The organism is Bacillus sp. 5w2, from assembly GCF_054353775.1.
Genome location: NZ_JBTIWT010000001.1, coordinates 1 through 22,059 on the forward strand (window position 1 = coordinate 1; position 22,059 = coordinate 22,059).

The 22,059-nt window shown below is 32.3% G+C and carries 24 protein-coding genes and 3 pseudogenes; 7 read left to right on the forward strand and 20 right to left on the reverse strand.

Annotation, left to right across the window (positions count from 1 at the left end; all coding sequences use genetic code 11):
• The 3 genes from ACXY7N_RS00005 to ACXY7N_RS00015 all read right to left on the reverse strand — a co-directional run.
• A partial coding sequence (locus ACXY7N_RS00005) for a collagen-binding domain-containing protein (protein ID WP_488592217.1) occupies positions 1 to 1,203 on the reverse strand: 1,203 nt, incomplete at its 3' end.
• Positions 1,204 to 1,342: 139 nt separating this feature from the next.
• Positions 1,343 to 2,146 (reverse strand): class C sortase, encoded by an 804-nt coding sequence (locus ACXY7N_RS00010; protein WP_082181476.1) that lies wholly within the window; start codon positions 2,144 to 2,146, stop codon positions 1,343 to 1,345.
• Positions 2,147 to 2,238: 92 nt separating this feature from the next.
• A complete protein-coding gene (locus ACXY7N_RS00015; protein ID WP_082181477.1) occupies positions 2,239 to 3,900 on the reverse strand; it encodes a SpaA isopeptide-forming pilin-related protein in 1,662 nt (553 codons plus the stop codon).
• Positions 3,901 to 4,457: 557 nt separating this feature from the next.
• Here ACXY7N_RS00015 and ACXY7N_RS00020 point away from each other — a divergent pair.
• On the forward strand, positions 4,458 to 5,594 hold the full coding sequence (locus ACXY7N_RS00020; protein WP_016134540.1) for an AraC family transcriptional regulator: 1,137 nt from the start codon (positions 4,458 to 4,460) through the stop codon (positions 5,592 to 5,594).
• A 432-nt stretch (positions 5,595 to 6,026) separates the two neighbouring features.
• Here ACXY7N_RS00020 and ACXY7N_RS00025 read toward each other — a convergent pair whose 3' ends face one another.
• The 6 genes from ACXY7N_RS00025 to ACXY7N_RS00050 all read right to left on the reverse strand — a co-directional run bounded on the left by ACXY7N_RS00025 (position 6,027) and on the right by ACXY7N_RS00050 (position 11,950).
• Entirely contained in the window at positions 6,027 to 8,699 is a 2,673-nt protein-coding gene (locus ACXY7N_RS00025; protein WP_488592218.1) for a M4 family metallopeptidase, read from the reverse strand.
• Between the two features lie 170 nt (positions 8,700 to 8,869).
• Positions 8,870 to 9,244, reverse strand: a complete 375-nt coding sequence (locus tag ACXY7N_RS00030) for a hypothetical protein (RefSeq protein ID WP_488592219.1) — start codon at positions 9,242 to 9,244, stop codon at positions 8,870 to 8,872.
• Positions 9,245 to 9,350: 106 nt separating this feature from the next.
• Positions 9,351 to 10,199: a GNAT family N-acetyltransferase gene (locus ACXY7N_RS00035; RefSeq protein WP_016134537.1), complete on the reverse strand. Its 849-nt coding sequence runs from the start codon at positions 10,197 to 10,199 to the stop codon at positions 9,351 to 9,353.
• Between the two features lie 102 nt (positions 10,200 to 10,301).
• Positions 10,302 to 10,937 carry an SDR family oxidoreductase gene (locus ACXY7N_RS00040; RefSeq protein WP_016134536.1) on the reverse strand — a complete coding sequence of 212 codons (636 nt, stop codon included), beginning with the start codon at positions 10,935 to 10,937 and terminating at the stop codon, positions 10,302 to 10,304.
• 15 nt (positions 10,938 to 10,952) lie between these two features.
• Positions 10,953 to 11,693 carry a phosphorylase family protein gene (locus tag ACXY7N_RS00045; RefSeq protein WP_016134535.1) on the reverse strand — a complete coding sequence of 247 codons (741 nt, stop codon included), beginning with the start codon at positions 11,691 to 11,693 and terminating at the stop codon, positions 10,953 to 10,955.
• A complete protein-coding gene (locus ACXY7N_RS00050; protein WP_016087788.1) occupies positions 11,690 to 11,950 on the reverse strand; it encodes a DUF3885 domain-containing protein in 261 nt (86 codons plus the stop codon). Before ACXY7N_RS00050 ends, ACXY7N_RS00045 begins: the two co-directional genes overlap by 4 nt.
• 133 nt (positions 11,951 to 12,083) lie before the next feature.
• Between ACXY7N_RS00050 and ACXY7N_RS00055 the strand changes: the two genes are divergently transcribed.
• The 3 genes from ACXY7N_RS00055 to ACXY7N_RS00065 all read left to right on the forward strand — a co-directional run bounded on the left by ACXY7N_RS00055 (position 12,084) and on the right by ACXY7N_RS00065 (position 15,124).
• Positions 12,084 to 12,779 (forward strand): response regulator transcription factor, encoded by a 696-nt coding sequence (locus ACXY7N_RS00055; RefSeq protein ID WP_016087789.1) that lies wholly within the window; start codon positions 12,084 to 12,086, stop codon positions 12,777 to 12,779.
• Positions 12,769 to 13,926 (forward strand): sensor histidine kinase, encoded by a 1,158-nt coding sequence (locus tag ACXY7N_RS00060; RefSeq protein WP_016087790.1) that lies wholly within the window; start codon positions 12,769 to 12,771, stop codon positions 13,924 to 13,926. The genes ACXY7N_RS00055 and ACXY7N_RS00060 overlap by 11 nt, the downstream gene beginning before the upstream one ends.
• A gap of 181 nt (positions 13,927 to 14,107) precedes the next feature.
• The gene (locus tag ACXY7N_RS00065; RefSeq protein ID WP_016134533.1) at positions 14,108 to 15,124 is read left to right on the forward strand and encodes a D-alanyl-D-alanine carboxypeptidase family protein; all 1,017 of its coding nucleotides are present in this window, start codon (positions 14,108 to 14,110) and stop codon (positions 15,122 to 15,124) included.
• A gap of 58 nt (positions 15,125 to 15,182) precedes the next feature.
• Here the strand turns inward: ACXY7N_RS00065 and ACXY7N_RS00070 are convergent, their stop codons facing one another.
• The 9 genes and pseudogenes from ACXY7N_RS00070 to ACXY7N_RS00110 all read right to left on the reverse strand — a co-directional run bounded on the left by ACXY7N_RS00070 (position 15,183) and on the right by ACXY7N_RS00110 (position 19,610).
• Positions 15,183 to 15,641, reverse strand: a complete 459-nt coding sequence (locus ACXY7N_RS00070; protein WP_016087792.1) for a DinB family protein — start codon at positions 15,639 to 15,641, stop codon at positions 15,183 to 15,185.
• Positions 15,642 to 15,643: 2 nt separating this feature from the next.
• Entirely contained in the window at positions 15,644 to 16,384 is a 741-nt protein-coding gene (locus tag ACXY7N_RS00075; protein WP_367888497.1) for an alpha/beta fold hydrolase, read from the reverse strand.
• Complete coding sequence (locus ACXY7N_RS00080; RefSeq protein ID WP_016087794.1) at positions 16,377 to 16,937, reverse strand: nucleoside/nucleotide kinase family protein; 561 nt, start codon at positions 16,935 to 16,937, stop codon at positions 16,377 to 16,379. The genes ACXY7N_RS00075 and ACXY7N_RS00080 overlap by 8 nt, the downstream gene beginning before the upstream one ends.
• Positions 16,938 to 16,985: 48 nt before the next feature.
• Entirely contained in the window at positions 16,986 to 17,507 is a 522-nt protein-coding gene (locus tag ACXY7N_RS00085) for a GNAT family N-acetyltransferase (protein ID WP_367888498.1), read from the reverse strand.
• 118 nt (positions 17,508 to 17,625) lie between these two features.
• A complete protein-coding gene (locus ACXY7N_RS00090) occupies positions 17,626 to 17,982 on the reverse strand; it encodes a hypothetical protein (RefSeq protein WP_367888499.1) in 357 nt (118 codons plus the stop codon).
• Between the two features lie 376 nt (positions 17,983 to 18,358).
• Positions 18,359 to 18,665: pseudogene (locus ACXY7N_RS00095) on the reverse strand (N-acetylmuramoyl-L-alanine amidase); the annotation flags it as partial.
• Positions 18,658 to 18,835 (reverse strand): annotated as a pseudogene (locus tag ACXY7N_RS00100) (terminase large subunit); the annotation flags it as partial. The pseudogenes ACXY7N_RS00095 and ACXY7N_RS00100, both read right to left, overlap by 8 nt.
• A gap of 57 nt (positions 18,836 to 18,892) precedes the next feature.
• Positions 18,893 to 19,273 (reverse strand): hypothetical protein, encoded by a 381-nt coding sequence (locus tag ACXY7N_RS00105; protein WP_000450249.1) that lies wholly within the window; start codon positions 19,271 to 19,273, stop codon positions 18,893 to 18,895.
• A gap of 166 nt (positions 19,274 to 19,439) precedes the next feature.
• The gene (locus ACXY7N_RS00110) at positions 19,440 to 19,610 is read right to left on the reverse strand and encodes a hypothetical protein (protein ID WP_016087799.1); all 171 of its coding nucleotides are present in this window, start codon (positions 19,608 to 19,610) and stop codon (positions 19,440 to 19,442) included.
• 329 nt (positions 19,611 to 19,939) lie between these two features.
• Between ACXY7N_RS00110 and ACXY7N_RS00115 the strand changes: the two genes are divergently transcribed.
• Complete coding sequence (locus ACXY7N_RS00115) at positions 19,940 to 20,308, forward strand: FtsB family cell division protein (protein WP_016087800.1); 369 nt, start codon at positions 19,940 to 19,942, stop codon at positions 20,306 to 20,308.
• 197 nt (positions 20,309 to 20,505) lie between these two features.
• Positions 20,506 to 20,562 (forward strand): annotated as a pseudogene (locus tag ACXY7N_RS00120) (exosporium leader peptide-containing protein); the annotation flags it as partial.
• Between the two features lie 17 nt (positions 20,563 to 20,579).
• Here the strand turns inward: ACXY7N_RS00120 and ACXY7N_RS00125 are convergent.
• Both ACXY7N_RS00125 and ACXY7N_RS00130 read right to left on the reverse strand, forming a co-directional pair.
• Entirely contained in the window at positions 20,580 to 20,873 is a 294-nt protein-coding gene (locus ACXY7N_RS00125) for a hypothetical protein (protein WP_488592220.1), read from the reverse strand.
• A 45-nt stretch (positions 20,874 to 20,918) separates the two neighbouring features.
• A complete protein-coding gene (locus ACXY7N_RS00130) occupies positions 20,919 to 21,134 on the reverse strand; it encodes a hypothetical protein (RefSeq protein WP_000237380.1) in 216 nt (71 codons plus the stop codon).
• A 316-nt stretch (positions 21,135 to 21,450) separates the two neighbouring features.
• Between ACXY7N_RS00130 and ACXY7N_RS00135 the strand changes: the two genes are divergently transcribed.
• Positions 21,451 to 21,648: a hypothetical protein gene (locus ACXY7N_RS00135; RefSeq protein ID WP_000358738.1), complete on the forward strand. Its 198-nt coding sequence runs from the start codon at positions 21,451 to 21,453 to the stop codon at positions 21,646 to 21,648.
• Positions 21,649 to 22,059: the final 411 nt, after the last annotated feature.

Genomic DNA, 22,059 nt, shown 5'->3' on the forward strand with positions numbered 1-22,059 from the left:
TTCGTAACCGTTTGGCGCTTCTATTTCCACTAGATTATAGTTACCTATTGGTAAATCTTTTGATGTCGCTTCTCCTTTTTCGTCTGTTACTAACTCACCAACTACTTTTTTACTTGAATCTTCAATATGAAACTTCGCTCCAAGCAATTTTTTATTATCATTATTACTATCAACTTTTTTTATTTTTATTTTTCCTGTACTAGGCTTGTTCCAATGTTGCCAGTTAAATTTGAAATTGTGAAATTCAAATCCACCAGTTTGTTGTACCGTACTGACAAATGCTTGTCCATTAATTGAGCCGCCTTTTGTTTCTAAAACAGCATTTGGAGCAAACACACTCCCAACAACACCATATCCCTCTGTTGTGATCTTTTTCGCATTTGGAAAAACCCAAATCATTTTCCCGTATAGCTCAGTAAACGGTGAATTAGGAGAATAGGGTTGAGATGTAGGAATTATATCCGTAGCCCTACCAATATTGTTCGTGTCATATAGAATGGACCCATTTTTAAATGTAACCTCTATTGCATCCGAATACATAACGATAAAATCTTTTCCTTTAGCATTGGGTAAAAATACATCTCTTATATCTAAATTGATTTTCCCTGTCAATTCTGATGAAACATAAATATTAGGATTGTTTATATCTTTTCCAATACCATAACTCATATTTGGAATTGGGGTATTCGTTTTATATTGACCTGCATTTTTACTAACTTGGTTGACTATGTTGCGAAATTCATTAAATTTCGCGTCAATTTCTAGTTTTTCTTTATAAACGATACGATCATACGAAGATTGTATAATACGATCTGGATCACTCTCTTTTGTCATTACGACTATTCCGTTTTGAATGATAAAAGATTCCTCTCTTGATTTTTTAAATTTTCCAGACAATAACAAGGATGGATATCCCTCATCACCCCATTTTTCCCCAACTATATTAGATGTTCCTGCTGCTGCACCTACAATCGTATAACCTGATGCATCCATATCACCTTGAACTGCAATTGCTCCTTCAATATCGCCACCTACTGCTTTATGGTTACCAAAGACAACAGCATTATAACGCGATATATCACCTAGACCTTCTAAGTTTATCGTGGATCCATACACTGCTTTTGGTACATAGACAACAAAACTTATACATAACATTAACAAAACCATAAAATGAATACTTACCAGTTTTAATCGTAGCCTCAATTCCTTTGTTCCCACCTTTACCGTATTTTTTCTATAGTCGAATAAAGTGCACTTTTATTAGTGATCCTTCCCTACATATGTACTTTGCTGTTCCCTAAGTTTTTGGATACACTATTCATTAATCCGGGATAGATACATTCTATCTAATTATTTTTTTCTTATAAATTACGACTAGAAGCGTACATAACAATAGGATTGGAACTATTACCGTCCACTTATTAAACATAGATACCTCTGTACTCATTCCTTGTTTTTCTTCCTGGTTGAACTCTACACGCTCACCCCGAACTAGCAATCTATTGGTGTTTACTCCATAAGGCGTGCACGTAATTAATGTTGTATAATCTTTATTTTCTACAATTTGTAGATCGTCCGTTTCGTGTGGTAAAACTACTTTAATTTGATCTACTTTATAAGCAAGAACTTTGTCTAAAGAGTGAACATAAAAACGGTCTCCCTCACTCAACTTATCTAAATCTGTAAATAATTTTGCTGATGGTAAACCACGATGCCCTGTTAAAATAGTGTGCGTATTTTCTCCACCTACCGGGAGCGAAGAATAATCTAAATGACCTACCCCGCGACTCAATACTTCCTCAGTGGTCCCTTGATAGATTGGTAGTTTTATATTAATTTTCGATATTTCAATATACCCCATTACATCACCTAAATTTAACGCATCGGCATACGATTGATGATTACTTTTTTCTTCAGAAAATGGATCTGCAAATGTTTTCGTGGAAGTTTGAACTTGTTTATTATATTCGGCTGCTTCTTTTTCCCTACGTTCTACTTCTTTCTTTTGTAGTGATTTAATCTTCTTATCGTAAGAGCTAATCTCAGAATAATGTGCACGAGTCGCCAACCAATTACTAATAGTAGGATATAAAAAAATACCTAATCCAAATAAAAAAATACCTCCTAAAACAAGATTTCGTTTCATATTTCCACCTCTGTATATACTAAAATATTGAAAAGAGGGAAGCATTTTGCTTCTCCCCTTTTCACATCACATCGTTACATATTCCTAAAATCTTAATTATTAGCAAACTTTTTTCTAAAGAAAACAAATGCCGCTGTAACCATTAACGCAAGGCCTAGTACAGTGAAAAGAGTCGTTCCTATACCACCCGTTACTGGAAGCATCCATCCACTTTTATTATTTTCTATCGTTAATTTAACCGTTTGATTATTTTCGCTAATCTTTACATCAATGGGGTCTTTTAATAATTGATAAGAAGCTGTAGTACCATCTTCTTTTGTATAAGTTGGTGCTTTCGTTTCAAAAATTTGATAGTCTCCATACGGAATGTTAGTCCATTTAATGACACCATTTTCATCTGATACACCTGTGACTTCTTTTCCTGCTACAACAACTATTTTCCCATTTTTATCTTTAAGTACAAACTCTGCACCTTTTAATTTCTTCTTATCAGCACCATCAATTTTAGTTAACTCGATAATTCCAGTTGTCGGAACAACAACTACAGGTTTAGATTCCTTTTCTCCAATTACATCATTTTTATTTATAAAATCAATTTTTGCTGTATTTAAAATTTCGGAACCAGAAGCTACTCCTTCTTTTACTTGTGATTTAATTTGTAAATGAAATTCTTTTTTACCATCTAATTTTGTGAAATCTTTTACTGTAGCTGTTACTTTTTGACCTTCTACAGCTACCTCTACAATACTTGTATTTACTTCCGCTCCATCAATCTTCACAATCGGCTTTCCTTGAATCATTAAACGATTGTCCAAAGTATCTGTTACCACATATTTTTTGTATTCTTTAATGTCTTCTGGTATTAATGTTTTGATATCATAATTGTAATTAGTTAAAGGATTTATTGGTAGCGCTTCCAAATTTCCGTTAATCTTTTTATTAATAGTTGGTTCTTCATAGTTTTTCACTTCTACTTTAACTACTGTACCAGAAGTAATTGTTCCATCTTCGTTAATAGTTCCGGAGGTCTTTATAAAAAACTCTCGTTTAGTCGGATCTATTACATACCCTTTCGGCGCTTTTGTCTCTTGGAAATAGTATTCCCCATACTCTAATCCTTGCACGCGAATATGCCCATTACCATCTGTTGCTAACTCTTTTTTCACTTCCGTACCATCTTTTTTAAATAAAGAGAATACTGCGCCTGCTAACGCTTTTTCATTTGCACCAGTCTTTACTAAATCAACTGCACCACGTTTAATCTCATTTTTTGGATACATATGAACATCATAGTTTAGCACCTTACCCTCTTTATTCGTTAATGGAATATCCACTGTATACGTATTTGGATTTAGGTTAACATGCGGAGGTCCAGCCACTTCTTTCACTTCATAACGTCCTAGCGGAAGATCTTTTAATACAGCTTGTCCGTTATCATCTGTTACTACTTGAGTTGGGGTCGCTCCCATTACAGGTTTCACATCTTCTTTTACGATTTTCCCATCGTTTGAAATTTTTTCAAACGACGCAACCCTTTTCACTTCAAACGTTACACCTTTTAACGGCTTCGCATTTGTTGGCACCTCTTGATTTGCAGAGCCATCACCTTCTAGCCCTGGTGCTCCATCTTTTTCTTGTTCATACTTATGAATCGTTAAAGTACCTTTGGATGGTGAAGTTGCCTTTACTAATACACTAGACCATGTAGAAAATGTTAAGAAAAGCACTAAAAGCACACTAAATATTTTTTTCATTTCTCTTATCCCCTTTACTACTTCTATCATTTTAAAAATCTCTTTATTACTATTACCCTCTTAAAAGCAATAGTGTGCCAAGTATCAGATTTAAACGAGTAACATAAAACATAGTCGTCCAACAATCCGTTGTTTACAATCACTTTTTCACTCTTCTTATTTTCTATTATTACGTTGTCTCTCCGTATGATATATGTAGTTTTCTCCCCTGAATTACACTTATATCTCTACTTCAAAAATCGTTACATATTAACTTCCATCGCTAATTTTCATTAATTCCTCCCTTCCTATCACTATTTAAAATGCAATCTTCATCATTTTTTCATACATATAGCAATAACCAGTAAATAAGTGTGACGATACATATTTTACGTTACTCCCTAAAACTATTACCTGTATATTCAAATAATATGTGCTAACCATGTTAAATTATGGTATTATTCTTAGAAGTTTATAATTTTTTATATTTTTTATAGATATAATTTTTCCGTTTCTACTTATGAAAAAAGGAATATGTAAGCATTCAACTATTACGCACAACTGTAAGGAGGAAGAATATGACTAAAAATCTCAGTCTAGTTGAGATAGAGTACATTTGCAATATGTTTTTCCAATCTTTTGAAATCCCAGTTTATTTTTTAGATTGTAACAAAAATATTCTTATAGAGTTTACATCAAAAAATGATTCACATTCGTTGTATGCATCAAACATAGAACAGTTACATGTGCTTTTTCAGAAAAATGATACATATAATTCCCCCATTTTCAGAACTCACCAACATCTAGGGCACTTCATTTTAATTCACATAAAGAGCCATTATATGGTGAATGGTACTGTTATTATTGGGCCCTTGGCACATGTAAATTTTTCTACAAGTAAAACGGATAGTAATCTGAATTTTATTTCTAATTATAAAAAAAATTTAGATGTAAGTACCTTTTCAAATAACAGTGACTCACTTTGTATAAGTCCTAGTAGAATTTTAAACGAAGATGTATATTTTCCAATACAAAAAGACGAATCTATTTGTCATAATTTGTATATAGAGCAACAACTACTTGGAGCTATAGAAAACGGGGATAAAGAAAGCGCACTCAAATATTATTACGAATTCCAACAAGAAACTTTTTCATCCTTATCTTCATTCCATCAATTAAGACGTCATAAAAACATTTGTATTTCATCCATCACACTTGCTACTAGATATGCTATAAAAGGAGGACTTCCTTCCGAGATTGCTTACAAGATTTACGATCTACACATCCAAAAGACAGAGGATTTAAAAGACACAGAATCTGTTTGGGATTTATTAAGAAATGTTTTCTGTACTTTTGCGGACCGTGTAAAAGCACAAAAAGTACAGCAACATTCAAAGACTATCGCTATTTGCAAAAACTACATTTTTAAAAATATTTACAATCAAATATCTGTTAAACAACTTGCTAAACTTGCAAACGTGAATTCAGATTATTTATCTATTTTATTCAAAAAAGAAGTCGGTATTTCATTAATTGAGTACATTCAACGTGAACGAATCGAAGAAGCAAAAAAATTATTAATATTTACAACCTATCCCTTATCAGACATATGTGCTTCGCTGAATTTTAGTGATCAAAGCTATTTTACTAAAATTTTTAAGAAATTCACCAACGAAACACCTGGTAAATACCGAAAATCTCATATTGTCATTTAGAATGAATCTTTCATTAAAACAAAGTGTTTTTAGTAACTTATCAATGAAAGATTAGAGTTACTCCCAGATTCATGACCTTTTGGCTTTAGGCTATTTTTAAATCAAAAAAACACGTTACTATTCTTTTATTTTAATGAGAATAGTAGCGTGTTTTATATGTAATGTAGTTCTGTAGACAGTATAGCATCCAAGCGCAAAGTTTTATAGAAGCCCATAGCACCACTAACTACTAAAATCTTATTAAACAAAAAATTTATCTAATAATTATTTTGTGAAAAAATCCAAACTATTTTTTCGGTTAGTGATATTCTCTCTTTGGTATCCATAACATAATTTACATATAAGGCAGACTTCCTTATTTCGTTTTACTTACTTTCTACTTTATTTCTTTTAGGTAATGAACTCTTTTTTTCAAATGAATAATCCCTACTATTATTTTTGTATCTTTCTAAATTTACGAACCAAAGTGAGTACTGTACCTACAATAACCATCCATACGCCCATTGCTGTACTGTTAGTTGTACTGGCCCCCGTATTGGGAAGCTCTTTATATGTAGATTCTTTTTTATCAGAATTACTGTTGTTCGGGATATTACTGTTATTAGCAAGGCTATCTGCTTTTCTATTGTCTTTATCTTTCACATATATTTTTTGTATTTTATTTACCTCGTTACCCGCGGAATCTCTAACACTATATATTATTTCAAAAGTACCAGATTTAGATGCATCTACAGTTCCTTCATGCTCTACTTTAGAAGTAATGTCACCGTCCTCTTTATCAGTAGCTAACACTCCTACCATTGGATCAAATTGATCCCCCTCAGTAATTGTACTTGTAGCAGGTACTTTTAGCATCGGTCTTTCATTTTTTACTTCTTCTCTAACTTTGACCGTTATAGTTTGTTTCGCAGTTACTTCATGACCTTTAGAATCTGCAACTGTGTATGTTAATACGTAAGTACCGGCTTTAGAGGTATCTACTTCACCATCAACTTTTACTTTAGAAGTAAGATCGCCGTCTTCTTTATCAATAGCTTTTACTTTTTCCATTGGATCGAATGAATCTCCTACATGAATTGTCGCTGCAGCAGGCAATGTTAATGTAGGATTTAGATCTGATGTTTCTCCATTTCCCTCTACAATTACAGTCTGTGTTGCCGTTGCATTCCCTCCTTGAGAATCAACGACAGAGTAATCCACAATGTATTTGCCTGGTTTAGAAGTATCTACATCACCTTTATGTTCTACTCTATTTGTTAAATCACCATCTTCTTTATCAATAGCTTTTACATTTCTCATCGGGTCAAACGTATCACCTACACGTAGTGTACTTGTAAGCGGTACAGTTAAGTCAGGGACTTGGTTTGCTTCAGTTTTTTCGTTTTCTTTCACTGTCCCTTTAATTTTTGCTGCATCAAAAGCTTTTTGGACTGCTTCAACCTCAATTGAGTTCGCTCCATATTTGTTTGATGCAACTTTAAGACACGCTAATCTTAATTCAGAGAAATTAGAAGTCATGTTCAATTCATCAGTATTTGCATAATAGAAAATATCAAACATTTTATCTTCACCAATACCATTTACAGTTACACCGTTATGTGTGCCACCTTTTGCAATTAAATACGCGACTTTATTAATAATACTTGAGTTGAAATGAACACCCTCATTATCCTCTCCATTTAAATCACTGTATTTACTATAATCATCTGGATACGGTACTCCATCAAAAAATTTGACTGCAGATGGATTTGTCATATTACGGAGAACTGATCCACTTTGTTCTCCTATTGTCCAATTAAATTCCCCATTATTTATATATTTCTCAATAGCCGTTCCCATAATATCAGATAATGCCTCGTTAATTGCTCCAGATTCTCCGGAAAATTCAAGATTAGATTCGCTAGATGTAATAGCATGTGTAAATTCATGGCCCGCTATGTCAAACGCTTTTACCATTGGATCACCGTATATAAGCATACTAACATTGTTAATATTAGCACTAAATGCATTCCCCCAATTTTTAGGATCATCTGTTTCTCCGGAATCCCATGCATGTACAACTGATACTACTTTTTTTCCCTTATTATCAAAACTATTACGCTTATATTTGTCTTTATAAAAATCATATACCTTTGTTGCTATGAAATGGGCACTTACCGCCTTTGGATCATTAAATGTTGTTGAAGTGCTAGTTGCTAATATACCAGGATAATACCTTCCTTCAAAAGTAATATCTCTATAATTTACATCGTAGGTCTCAATTCCTTGCCCTCGTGTGTAATCAGCAAGCGCATATTTTCCGTTACTCTGTTCTGAAATACCAAATGTGCGAGTTATACCTACATCATCTATTCCTGTTCCAGTTAATGATATGAAATTACTTTTTTTAGTTTCCTTTAAGGATTCAACATGCTCTTCACTTACTTTTAAATCTGATTCTTGTACCATGTTTTTCAACATATCACCATTTTGAGCATTCACTAAATAAGTTCCAGATACATAGTTTGGTGTTGCAGCAGCAAATGTAACTTGATATGCATTGCTAGCCTGCCCATTATTTTCATCGACAAAAATAACTTCCTTAACTTCTGGCTCAGAAATAAATGTAATATCTTTCCCGTACTTCGTATAAATATATTGTTTTGCTTCTTCTTTTGATAAATTAATAGGATTCTTTAAATCTTCTTTTGCTAAATTTTGTGCGCTGTCTCCTGAAACACTTTTAATAATACCCTTTTTATCTACATGAGCAGTCAATTGGTGTCCATATACTTCTTTTCCTTCATATATTTGTTGCATACGCACAAGTGTAGTTCCATCATATGAACCACGTTTTTGAAGAACCTTGTAATCTACCCCTTTATCTCCACTAACTTGTTTTGGAGACAAAGCATGCTCCGTCTTTTCCTTAAGGGCATCTTTCACTACATTCTCTGGCGTCTTTTGTGATGGTTGTGTAAGTTCACCTGTACGGAACGAATCCTCTTGAATATCAACTTGCATTTTGCCCATTTCCTCTGCATAACCTACTCCATATGGTGTTACGCTTGTTAAAGCTACTCCTGTTGTTAATGCGACTATAGCTATTTCTTTTTTATTTTTCATGTTATTTCCCTCGTATAATTTCCTAAAATATGAAACTGCTAAAATTTATACAATTTATTCCTATCATAAAAAGATGACTTCTGTAATCAACAAAAGTCATCTCTTCAATATGTAATATCCCTAATATATTTTCAATGCATAATTTCTATATAAAAAGGAAAAAGCATTCATTAACGAGCATTTTGCAATACTTTTATTAGGTCATTTATATTTTCAACTTTCTGCTGAAACTGATCAAATCTACTATGTAGCAATGAAGGATTTTTATCTTCAGTTGAAATAACTTTTTTTAATTCCTGCTCTAATTTATCATATGTATCAAAGAAATTATCAAATTCTACACTTACAAGTTCTTCATTTTCTCGATAAAATCTTTTTGCTTCTATATAAGTCATATATGATTTATTTAAAAATCCTAATGAAATTAAATATTTAGAAGTGTTTTCTTGATATATAGCAATATTACATGCTATTTTAATATCAGAATAAGTCTTTTGAACAAAACAATGCAATTCAAAAATCTTAAACTTTAATACATTATTCATTTCATCCCCTCCATCCTATCTATTTTACAAAAAAAAAGAATATTATACAAAGTAAAATATCAATATAGTACAAAAATAAAAAGCGAAAGATTAAATCCCTCCGCTTTTATAGTAATACATACATTTCATATTGTGCTAAAGAATTCTTTTCAAATCCAGTTTTCTTTAAAAATCCTTCTAGTAAATTGTTGTTTGGAAACCCAATTGATAAACTTGCCACATTCAACTCATCTCTTGCAACTTGTAATAATTTTGATCCAATACTACGATTTCTATAGTCTTTGTCTACGAAAATAAAACTAATTTTACCTTGTTCATTCATACAAATAGAACCTTTTAATTCATTATCGACATATGCGCCATAAAATGTATTATTTGTTTTTTCGATATAATCCATATCATTTTGCCAATTTATATGGAAGTGTAACCATTTCTGAACTTCAAGTTTAAAAGCTGGAAATTCTAATTGTTTTACTTCAATTCCCTTACAGTCTTTAGGTATTATTTTAGTCAAATCTTTTAAATTATAATAAGATAGATCGTACACTTTTTCATAGCCTAACTTGGTATAGAAATGAATCGCACGGTCATTACCTACAATAACTTCCAGAAAAAGTTGCTTACAATCATTTTGAAGCGCCTCTTCTTTATGCAGTTCAAATAACTTTTGGCTCACACCAATACCGCGGTAATTCGGATGAACCGCTAATGTTCCACAGCGCATTGTTTTTATGTTTTCATAATCTTTTATCCCACCCAGTATTACCCCTACAGATTTGTTACCGTCTAAGGCAAGAAAGGAATGTTTTAGTGAATTCCCTTCTGGCCCAAAAAACCTTTTTATAAAATCTTCTTTTGAAACTTCCATTTTTATGATGTAATCTGAAAACCCATCTTTAAAAGCTTCATATACTAAATCTATACTTACTTCACTGCATTTTTTGTAATGAATCATATAAAATTATCCCCCACTTACTCGTGTTAAACTTAGCATTCAAATACATAAAATGTACTAGTGCCAATCTACCCATCATTCTTTAACTTTTAAATATACCATTTAATTTGAAATAAACGGGCACTTGCCTACATATCTCTCACTATTAATTTGTTTTATAACAAACGCTGCAATATCACTATTTTGAATCTTGATTCCTGGCATATCTACTAAACTCTCTTTTATATTTCCAATGCTCTTCCCTTCCATAACAAATGGTAGTCTAACAATTGTCCAATCTACATCACTATCTTGAATAGCTTGCAATTCTTTATATTTATCTTGCATCATCTTTGATAAAAACACTTTAAACAAGGTAGCTCCTATTTTATTTATAATTCTCTTCTGATCTCCCGTAACATCTAAAGACCCTCCAGAAATTAAAATATATCGTTTTATTTCAAATTCTTTCATTGCTTCTAAAATATGCTTTGATACTGTGCTAAAAATATAAGATTCATTTTTGGGTTGACCTACCGCATTAATTACAGCTCGACACCCTTTAAGTAATTTGCGTATTGAAGAAAAATCACGTGCATCCCCATCAATAATCTCTACATTTTCATTAGTTATCGTCATATTATTAGAATTTCTTGTTAATATTTTTACTTGATATCCCTTTTCTAACGCTTGCTTTACAAGGAATTTCCCGGCTTTTCCGTTTGCACCCAGAATAGCTATTTTATTTGTACTTTCCAATATTAACCCCTCTTACTATCTATTATTTACTACATTAATCTCATACACTCGTAAAAAAGCAATTAAATGCTCGCACGCTCGTTCACAAGCTAACATTTTAAAGATTTTTTGTTCCTCTTTCGTTTTATCATTTGCTTGATCTGAAGCAGCTTTTAAACATAGAAAAGGTTTTTTATTGATTTGGCACACATAAGCGAAAGCTGCTACTTCTTGATCAACCGCTAATGCTCCATATACAGTATGGAGTAAATATCTCATTTCAGAACTACGGATACGTTGATCTCCAGATAAAAATGTACCAAAATGAATCGGATCATAAGATCGTATCTTTTTTATTCTTCTTACAATTGACTTTGTTGTTTCAATAGGCGCTGTTCTACCATTGTATAAATTAAAAACATCTTCCCCCGAACCAGCAGCAGTAACATCGTGTTGTATTGCATTAAGAGCTACTACAATATGACCATTTTTCACCTTATTTGATAAACTTCCGCATATCCCTGTCATAAACAACTCATCTGGCTGAAACTCACTAATTAATAATTGTACACAACTAGCGCAGCTTACTTTGCCAACTCCAGTTATAACCGAGATAATTTCCAGATTATTTATATAATGAAAATGAAATTCCCAAGCTGCTCTTTTTTCAATGCGTTCGCTTGGATAATATTGATGCAAATACGTAAGTTCAGGTTCCCATGCGGCTACGATTGCAATACGTTTCATTACACGCTTCACTTCCCCCATTGTTGTCATTTAAATAAGTTATCTATACTTTCTCGTTCATAATCTAGAATCCATTTTTTATATTTCTCATATAAGTTTCGTATTGTTTCTTTATTCTTCGCAATTACTTCACATCCTCTATCATCATACATAAACATGATAATATCTTTTGTTGCATTTATGAGAAATACATCTGGATAAGAAATTTCTTTTAACTGCCAAAATGCTTCTTCTAGCCAAGGATATATAACTTTCAATATAACGCAGTATTTAAATATCCCTTTCATTTGTATTCGTTACGAATGTTTTAATCCCCTTTTTATACGTTACATGAAATTTTATGGAGAATCATTGCTACAAAATACATAAATGTTTGATATTATAGTAATGTTAATGATTTGTAAGGAAAGGAACTACATAATGAATAAAAACATATTAATTATTGATGATGATAAAGAAATTGTTGAGTTACTTGCTGTTTATTTGCGAAATGAAGGCTATAACATTTATAAGGCATACGATGGCGATGAGGCATTGCAAATGATTTCTACGTATGAAGTTGACCTTATGGTTTTGGATATTATGATGCCAAAACGAAATGGATTAGAAGTTTGCCAGGAAGTTCGTGAGAATAATACTGTACCTATTCTTATGCTGAGTGCAAAAGCAGAAGATATGGATAAAATATTAGGTCTTATGACAGGTGCGGATGATTATATGATTAAACCATTTAATCCATTAGAATTAGTAGCTAGAGTGAAAGCTTTGCTACGAAGATCATCTTTCCAAAATGCTACTACCCAAAAGAATGAAGATGGTATGATTCGCATTCGTTCTGCTGAAATACACAAACATAATCATACCGTTAAAGTAAATGGAGAATATATTAAACTTACATCTATTGAATTTGATATTTTATATTTACTTGCGAGTAATACTGGAAGAGTATTTAGCTCCGAAGAAATTTTTGAACGCGTTTGGAATGAAGATGGTTATGGTTCAAATAAAACTGTAATGGTCCACATTAGTAATTTACGAGATAAACTTGAAACAGTAATGAATGGAGAGAAGTTTATTCATACTGTTTGGGGAGTAGGCTATAAAATTGAGAAATGAAGCATTTGATATATTAAAAGATATCCCAAAATGGAAGATGATTTTTTGGTTCTTGTTAGCTATCACACTTACCCCTATTACTGAATTAATTATATATCGTCTTGTTACAAGTGTAATTGAAAGTTCACTTACGTTAAGCGAACTTGGAAAAGAGTTCATTAGAATTTTTGGGTATGAAAAATATAAAGGAATAAAGGAATCTCTATGGTTGATGATTGTCTCTTATTTATTTTTATTTTCTATTTTCTCATCCTACCTATACATTTTTTATCGTCACGAAAGAAAGCTTTACTATGAAACTTGTATTAAAAAAATGATAGAAGAGATTCGTTATATTGCAAATGGAAACTTCAATCATAAGGTTTCTATCGTAAATCATAATTATCTGGAAGAGCTAGCGACCGGGGTTAATCAAATTATTGAACAATTGAAAGTCTCAATTGATGAAGAAAGACAGGCAGAACAAGCAAAAAGTGAACTTATTACAAATGTATCACATGATTTACGTACCCCTCTTACCTCTATAGTTGGATACGTGAATTTAATCCACCATGATAATTATAGAGATGAAGTGGAATTACGTCATTATATACAAGTCATTTACGATAAAGTAACCCGTCTTAATGCATTAATGAATGACTTGTTTGAATATACACGTGTTCAAAATAAAGAGTTAAGTTTATATTCTGTCCCCATTGATATTGTAGAGTTACTTGGACAATTAACTGTTCAATTCCGCATACAAGTTCAAGAAGCAAATATAGAATGTCGACCTTCTTTCCCATCTCAAAAACTCATGGTATTAGCTGATGGAGACAAATTAGTACGTGTGTTTGAAAATCTTATTATAAATGCCATCGCTTATGGAAACGACGGTGGATATATCGACCTTGCTGCCTATGAAAGCAATAATATGATTACTATAGATATAACAAATTACGGCCAACCTATTCCTAGTACAGATTTACCTCATATTTTTGAACGTTTTTATCGCGTTGAAAAATCACGCTCTACAAACACTGGTGGATCTGGACTCGGATTGGCAATTGCAAAAAGTATTGTCGAATTGCATAAAGGAACAATCGAAGTATATAGTGATGATAAAAAAACAACTTTCACTGTAAAACTACAACCATATAAATGTTAATACAGCTTAATTTTAAGTCCAATTTCTTACCAAATAAGAAATTGGACCTTTTATTTTCCATTAACATCCAAAATTTAATAATCCTTTATAATTCTTTAGAAATTCTTTACCTTTTCTTTCTTCCTAATTAAGCATTCTTTTTTACAATAATATTATTGATGTCATAGTAGGAGGATCACTTATGCAATTCTTGAAAAAGTTCACAATTTTATTATTATCTTTTGTTATTACAGCACTAATCGTTTTATATTTTTACCTTTATGTAAATGGTCCAATTATTCAAGCTAAATCAGCTATTTTAATAGATGCTAATTCAGGTGAAGTTGTTTATAAAAAAAATGAAGAAACTCCTATACAATCAGCTACCTTATCTAAATTAATGACAGAGTATATCGCACTGGAACAACTGAACGAAGGAAAAATACAGTTAGATGAATTAGTAAAAATAAGTAACGAAGTTTTCCGAGCAGAAACGAGTCCTATAAAAGTAACTTCGAAAGATAAAACGACGGTTCGTGATTTACTTCATGCTTTGTTTTTGACAGGGAATAATCGTTCCGCACTTGCCCTTGCAGAACACATTGCTGGAAACGAAGATAACTTTACGCTTTTAATGAATGAAAAAGCAAAACAACTAAAGTTATCACAACCTTCCCCGTTTCTAAATGCTACTGGAATGAATAACGATACGAATAAACAATCAACTACAACAACGATAGACGTAGCTAGACTAGCAACACAATTAGTAAAAGACTTTCCAGATGTATTGAATATTACGAAACTAACCTCTTACCAATTTACCTTCAAAGATTCCAAAGTTTTCAATACCAATAAAATGATATATTCCCTTAATAAAAACATTAAACTCCAAGGTGTTGACGGCTTACAAACTAGTTTTTCAACTAATGGTAATTATAGTTTTGTCAGTACAGCAAAACGAGGAGATACTAGACTTATTTCAGTAATATTAGTCGCCGATGATGAAAACAGTACTTTTATTGAAACAAAAAAATTACTACAGTACGGTTTTGATCCTTCTTCGTACTCTGCACTCCAATCTTTTAAAGATGCTGTTACATCTTGGACAGTTTTGCTTCAGTTTAAAAATTTGATCATACAAACATTGTTGATTTTCTTCATTATTACAATTTTAATGTTTTTACATATACGTCAGAAAAAATCCGAGGATTTCAACTAAGAAATCTTCTTATATATAAAAACCGGCTTGCCTTTACAGTGCAAGCCGGTTTCTAAGTCTATAGTCCTCTTCCAATTAAATTCGCTGAAATAGGTTGAAGATTTAACTCCCTCGCCCATATAGATAGTTGACCGATATGGTGAATTTCATGTACAATTACGTGCCTTAAAACCTCACCATATGTATATGTTTTATCTGTCCACGAAGCTTTTAATATTTTACCTTCTAAGTTAGCTGACCATACTTGTAAAAAATCTTCTAATTCTCGTTTATATAAATCAGATAACGCTTTCACTTTCTGGATTGATTGATACTCTTTAAACTGCGGTGCATTATCTTCTTTTCCTTGAAGCGCACTAATCCAGCTATATTCAACATCTACAATATGAAACAATGTTTCTAAAATACTCCCAACACCACCAACACGTTTGCTGAGTAATTCTTCCTCTGAAAGTTGCTCACACCACTTAAACCAATCATCTCTTACCTGCCAATTGTATCGAAATAAAGTGTACATATTTATCTCTCCCCTACTCCAATTATCCACCTAACAGCATCTATTACATAATGTGGCTCATCTTTTTGAATATAGTGACCGCTTTGTTCTGCAATTACAAATTTATTATTGCTTGATAATCGTAATAATTCTTCTTGCAACTGTAACCACTTCAGTTGTGCAGCTTGCGAATAAAAAGCTTTTTTACCAGCAGCTAACACGACAAGTGGAATATTTCTCGTTGACTGACAATGTTTATCTGCTTCGCCTAGACTAAACATAAACTCTTCATAAGAACTTTCATATACAAATTGTTTATAGTAAGCTTCTTGAAAGTCTGGGGACATGATTGGTAAAAAATCTTCTTTATAATTTTCTGGTGTCGAATCCACCAAAACAATTCCCAGCATATCTTCTGGATAAAAAGCCGTAAATAAACGTGCATTTATACCACCAAAAGAATGTCCTACAAAAATATAAGGTGGTTTCAATTGTAATTGCGCTAAGCAACTTCTTAAATTTTTTACCATTTCAGAACTAATACGTTGCTTGGAACTCTTCCCACTTTTTCCTAATCCAGCTCGATCATATGTAATTACCGTCCCAAATTCAGTCAGCTCTTCAGCAATATGCTCCCATGCCTTGGAATAATCTCCATAACCTGCTTCCATTATAATAACAGGTTGCAACTGCTTTCCTTGGAATACTTTTGAATACATTTTAAAATCATCAACTTGTACATATTCCTCTATACATTTAACCATTGACGATCACTTCTCTCTGATTAAGTTCCTCTTCAATTTGATTAATTATTTCATCGACAGATAAAGATCCATCCAAAACAATATCTGAATTTGGCTTTACGGTATGAAGTGCCTCCAAATAGGCTTTTCTAGCATATGTTATATAATGTTTTAAATCATTATGTATTTCACTCATTGTATCTTCCTTAAAATCTCGCAAAATTCTTCTAGCCATCGCAATATCTAAAGGCGTATCGATAAATATAGTTACATCAATAAATTGTCGCATTTCACTATTTAAGTATGCAAAAGGATAATCTACAATAATATAATCTACATTACTATCCCGTATAAGATGCTGAATATCCTTAATTAATGGTGTGAGTACCCATTCATCATAATTTGCTCCATCATCAATCCATTTACAAATATCTGCAGGACAGTTATCAAAGTTATAGCTATCAAAATATAGTGCTTTTGAATTTATTAACTTGTGAGTTAATCTTTCTGTAACAGTAGTTTTACCTCCTCCTGAAACAGCTGCAATTGTAATGATTTTCTTCTTGTTATTCATAATTTCCCGCCCCCCTTTTAATTAACATAACATAATTATAGAAAACAATTATTTTCTAGCGCTCCATTCATATTCTAACATACTCATTTCCCATAAATTCCAATATGTTTCCCCCACTTTTTTTGACTCTCTTAGTAAGCCTTCTTTTACAAATCCTATTTTTTCATAACATGAAATAGCTGACGTATTAAAATCATAAACACCTAGAGTAACTCTATGTAGTTTTAATTCTTCAAATGCAATTTGCAGTACTGCTTTCATCATATGTTTCCCTATAGAACGCCCTCGCATTTTCGTATCACCAACTAACACTTTTCCAATCCTTGCAGATTTATTTATATTGTCAATTTGTCCGAGTGAAATATGACCAATAACGTCTGAATTCTCTTCATCTATTACTTTGAATGCAAGTGTATTTGAGCTTTCTATATATTTTTCTAATTGCTGTTCATTTAAAGGGTATGCAAATGCATTTCCTGACCATTGTATTAAAAATTCTTCGGAATCAATCCAATTTATTAATTGTTTGAAATCAGTTCTTGTAAATTGTTTCAGCTTGATCACTCTCATTCTCCTTTCACACAATCTTTTATACACCTTCAAATTTATTTCTATATGAAAAATATATTCCCTTTTAAACAAAATAAAAAGCCATTCATAAGAATGGCTTAGCATCAATAAAGCATAATTACTCTTTATTTGCTACGTCAACACCGTTAAAATCAAACTCATCAGCAACAGTTGTAGCAGGTGGTAAAATTGCTTCAATTTTACAAAGAGATATAATTGCTGCAACTGAACCAGGAATAGCAGCTAGCTTAACAACATCGCAAGTTACAGAAGAAACAGTACCTATATAAGTACGTCCTTCAGTGTTAATTCGCACTGTTTTATTAATTAATTTTTTAAGTTCGTCTCTAATTCCTTGTACACAAGAGCTGTCACATTTCTCATGCTTTTCTTTTTTACACTCTTCAAAAACATCCCAACAATCATCATGTTTACACGTACATTTTTTTCTACAATTATTAAATCGAGAACCCAAATCCTCACCCCCTAATCCTTTCTATTAGTAAAGTATGTCCAATAGCTTAAAAGTGTACGAGACAAAAGCATAGAAACAAAAAAACAAACACTTGTACTAAACTTTTTTTTATATATTAAAAACGAATATACTACTGTATGAATACTCAATTCATATACTCCAAATATGTAGCATTATTAGTATAAACGTGCTTTCAACGACAATAACATTCTTTTCTTTATTAATAACAAAACGGACCTCTAACAATTAAAGGCCTGTTTAATGAGTGGACTTGGATTTAATTCTGCTGAATTTAAAATTTAGACAACCTCTTTCTCAAACGAACCTGTTTTTCTTTTAATAAGCCGGCTCCTTTAAGAGGGACCAGCTTTTCCTATTACTTCACATATACATAGGCTTTGTTTGCAGTAATATAGTATGTTTTTCCTTTACTATTGTGCACCTTGTATTGTAGTGTTCCTTTAACACTTACTTTTGCATCAATAACAAACTCTAATCATACATTAACAGAACCAGCAACGTCTTTATCCTACCAAGTTGGTGAATCATAGAAACGTAAATTATTCCTTTTAGAAACACCACGTTTTCCTCCAATAGATGAATCTACTGTACTTTTTTATCGAACTTCACATAAAAGAATCGTATTTAATCTATTGCTCTTCGCCAAGATTCAACCAGCCATCTATGAGTTTTAAAAATGTACGCACCATTTTGTCTAACTAAAAGACCACATACACCAAAATCCCGAACACTCGCAAATTCTAATGCTCCTATAAATTTTTGAGCATATAAATTAGGGAATGCACGATTTGTAAGCAAGAATTTCTGACCATTTCGCAATGGAACATTCTAAAATTAGTATTATTATGGAATTTCCTCATATTTTATTAACTTCCTTATTAGAAAAAGATTATTTTATATAGATTACTATAAGCATCCATAAAGCCAAGGCGCCAATGATAGCGAGCACTATACGTGTAGATAGTACCCTTACTTCAAAGTCTGTTTTCTTGGAAGGTTCAGGATATGCAATTATGTAGATTCCCTTTAATAATGCAAGCCATGCAATAAACGTTAGGAACCCCTGCCAGTTGAATACCCATACATTATGTAGGATTACACTACCTAACCCTAGGAAAATCGATAGAAAACCATACATAATACCAAATCCTCTGTCTTCAACCACTAATTTTTTCAATTCACGTAGTACCGATGGACGTACGAAAAGTATTCCCGATACAATAACCGTTACCCATCCCCAAAACAATCCTAAAAAAGTACTAGTTTCCATTATTAATTCACTCCCCTCAATTATTTATATTTCAGATATTCCCCCCTTTAGAACAATTCCAACATCTTTATATATAGGCGAAATTCTGCTCTTTTTTAATACAAATAGGGCATATTCTATGCCCATCCTTAATCACCTTATTTCTCTACGAAATGAAATTTTCACATCATTCTTCGTCATCATCTATCCGAATCAACCAAAGTCGCTTTGTACTATTACCACACACTTTTTCATAGCTTGGAGCTAACATGCACCGAAGCCAATATAATGATTTATTCGCCTTTTCACTAACCTCTAAAATTGTCCCCTCTTTAATAAAATGATCACCTTGATACAATGTATACTCGCTTGTCCCATGGAATCATCATTATTCCCCTCCCTATTAAAATAGCATTTTTGTTTCAAATGAGGCTCTCATTAATTCGGATGAATTCACCAGTATTTTCACCAAAAAATTCATGATATCTTTAATTAGTGGAGTACTTCATTACTTAACCATTATCTTCAAGAGCCCCATAGACAATCGGGGTTTCTTTTATTTAAATAAAAATTTTGTTTAAACTTTACAAAACTCACCTATATTAAAATATCTTCTAAAATCCCTATTGAACATTTATAATACTTTTAAATGGTTTAAATTCTACAATCAGTAATGGAGGCATTTTAATGGGAAACATCCCAAATGTATCATCACAACAATCAAATCCTAATATACCCTCACAGCAAGTGAACCCTAACACCCAACAAGGTAATAATAAAAAAACAAGACACCGTATTATAACTATTTTGGCTTTAATATTACCTATTATTTTTGTCCTTCAATATTCTCTTAATAACCAACAAGAAATGATTAAAGAAAAACAAATTACGCTTAATACGGAGCAACAAAAATTATCTTCTTTAAAGAAGGATGGTCATTCCCTTAAGAATGATGTTAAAGCTTTAACAGATAGTGAAGAAGAAATTTTAAAATTCGCAAGGAAACTGTATGGATTTTCCAAACCGAATGAAACTATTTTTAAAATAACTGAATAAAATTACACTGCATTACCCAAAAGGCGATTTGAAAATACTCGCCTTTTTATATTTAATTTCTAAAGGAATCATACTAATCTCTCTTTCTATCAAATAAAAATTTTGTTTAATTTACTAAAATACAACCGCTTGTCCATTTCACTTTGCTTTATCATTACATTTACTATTAGTAATACGATTTTTAGAGGTGATAAATAATGGACGAGTTTTTATCTTTTGCTGCACTTAATCCGGGGTCTATTGGACCTACACTTCCACCTGTTCAACCCTTTCAATTCCCTACTGGTCCCACCGGTTCTACAGGAGCTACGGGTTCAACCGGACCAACTGGACCAACTGGACCAACTGGATCAACTGGACCAACTGGACTAACTGGACCAACTGGATCAACTGGACCAACTGGACCAACTGGTTCAATTGGACCAACTGGACCAACTGGACCAACTGGACCAACTGGACCAACTGGATCAACTGGGTCAACTGGATCAACTGGATCAACTGGACCAACTGGATTTAATCTTCCTGCTGGGCCTGCATCTATTACTTTGACTTCTAACGAAACCACGACATGTGTATCCACTCAAGGAAATAATACTTTATTTTTTTCGGGTCAAGTATTAGTAAACGGTAGTCCTACTCCAGGAGTAGTGGTCAGTTTTTCATTTAGTAATCCTTCTCTTGCTTTCATGGTTCCTCTTGCTGTCATTACAAATGCTTCAGGTAACTTTACCGCTGTATTTCTAGCTGCTAATGGGCCTGGAACAGTAACCGTTACTGCTTCACTTCTTGATTCTCCTGGAACAATGGCTAGCGTCACTATTACCATTGTGAATTGTCCGTAATGGTTTTATCTTTAAGTACTAAGCAATTTCTGATAAGATGAGCACTGATTTACAGTGCTCATCTTATCATTGGGATGTTCCTTTCAAATGAAATTTCGAAACACCCTACTAAAATAAAGCTTTTATTAAGAACTAATGACCTTTATATTTCTTAAACTTGTCATCACAAGTGATTTTTATAATTAGTTAAATTCTCAATATAGTTTATGTATATAATTCCATTCAAAGAAACATAATACCCACGTAACTATTTAAAAACACTTCGTTTTTATATCTAAATTCAAAAAGGAGCTACATAACATGGATAAAAAAAATCTATTAAGTCAACAACTTGATTATGTGTCATCGGATGCGCTGAATACTCCTAGTAAAGCCCAAGAGCAAATGCAAGAAACATCTCAGGAGGCACATGATTCAAACAAAAAGGACAGTACTCAAGCTTTACATGGCGACGATTTACCAATTTCAGATGTATATAGAACAACGAACAAGCAGTAAATTTGAAAGGGAAAAATCTTAAGAACGAGTGAACTTAATTCTTTTCCCTTTTCCTATTTAATTAACACTTTTATATGAAAACCGTACACTTTTTTGACACATCCACTATCACAATCTCCTGAAAATTCGTGATAATATTAATTTGTCGAATACGCCAAATTTCGACATTGAACGACAATGATATCTCCTTTATTGAATCCCTGTCCCCCAGGGATTTCTCCTTTTATTCATTACTTTTTTCTTCACTAAATTTTCATTCTTAACAAAATTCAATTACTCCATTGGATAGATATGCAACAGTATCCTATTTTGATAAAAACTAAAAACAAACAGACATACTTAACACTAATAGTAGATTTTTTAACTTCAAATTTACTTTTTCTCTCTTATCTTTTTGTAAACATTAAAAAT

What these genes read in the sequence shown, in the direction of transcription:
- ACXY7N_RS00070 (WP_016087792.1), bottom strand. Translation starts at nt 15,641, where the DNA reads ATGTACACTTTATTTCGATACAATTGGCAGGTAAGAGATGATTGGTTT.
- ACXY7N_RS00065 (WP_016134533.1), top strand. Translation starts at nt 14,108, where the DNA reads ATGCAATTCTTGAAAAAGTTCACAATTTTATTATTATCTTTTGTTATT.
- ACXY7N_RS00045 (WP_016134535.1), bottom strand. Translation starts at nt 11,693, where the DNA reads ATGACAACAATGGGGGAAGTGAAGCGTGTAATGAAACGTATTGCAATC.
- ACXY7N_RS00115 (WP_016087800.1), top strand. Translation starts at nt 19,940, where the DNA reads ATGGGAAACATCCCAAATGTATCATCACAACAATCAAATCCTAATATA.
- ACXY7N_RS00025 (WP_488592218.1), bottom strand. Translation starts at nt 8,699, where the DNA reads ATGAAAAATAAAAAAGAAATAGCTATAGTCGCATTAACAACAGGAGTA.
- ACXY7N_RS00130 (WP_000237380.1), bottom strand. Translation starts at nt 21,134, where the DNA reads ATGGTAATAGTGACGCTAGCCATTGTTCCAGGAGAATCAAGAAGTGAA.
- ACXY7N_RS00080 (WP_016087794.1), bottom strand. Translation starts at nt 16,937, where the DNA reads ATGAATAACAAGAAGAAAATCATTACAATTGCAGCTGTTTCAGGAGGA.
- ACXY7N_RS00050 (WP_016087788.1), bottom strand. Translation starts at nt 11,950, where the DNA reads ATGAAAGGGATATTTAAATACTGCGTTATATTGAAAGTTATATATCCT.
- ACXY7N_RS00020 (WP_016134540.1), top strand. Translation starts at nt 4,458, where the DNA reads ATGACTAAAAATCTCAGTCTAGTTGAGATAGAGTACATTTGCAATATG.
- ACXY7N_RS00135 (WP_000358738.1), top strand. Translation starts at nt 21,451, where the DNA reads ATGGATAAAAAAAATCTATTAAGTCAACAACTTGATTATGTGTCATCG.
- ACXY7N_RS00015 (WP_082181477.1), bottom strand. Translation starts at nt 3,900, where the DNA reads ATGAAAAAAATATTTAGTGTGCTTTTAGTGCTTTTCTTAACATTTTCT.
- ACXY7N_RS00010 (WP_082181476.1), bottom strand. Translation starts at nt 2,146, where the DNA reads ATGAAACGAAATCTTGTTTTAGGAGGTATTTTTTTATTTGGATTAGGT.
- ACXY7N_RS00105 (WP_000450249.1), bottom strand. Translation starts at nt 19,273, where the DNA reads ATGGAAACTAGTACTTTTTTAGGATTGTTTTGGGGATGGGTAACGGTT.
- ACXY7N_RS00030 (WP_488592219.1), bottom strand. Translation starts at nt 9,244, where the DNA reads ATGAATAATGTATTAAAGTTTAAGATTTTTGAATTGCATTGTTTTGTT.
- ACXY7N_RS00055 (WP_016087789.1), top strand. Translation starts at nt 12,084, where the DNA reads ATGAATAAAAACATATTAATTATTGATGATGATAAAGAAATTGTTGAG.
- ACXY7N_RS00035 (WP_016134537.1), bottom strand. Translation starts at nt 10,199, where the DNA reads ATGATTCATTACAAAAAATGCAGTGAAGTAAGTATAGATTTAGTATAT.
- ACXY7N_RS00085 (WP_367888498.1), bottom strand. Translation starts at nt 17,507, where the DNA reads ATGAGAGTGATCAAGCTGAAACAATTTACAAGAACTGATTTCAAACAA.
- ACXY7N_RS00075 (WP_367888497.1), bottom strand. Translation starts at nt 16,384, where the DNA reads ATGGTTAAATGTATAGAGGAATATGTACAAGTTGATGATTTTAAAATG.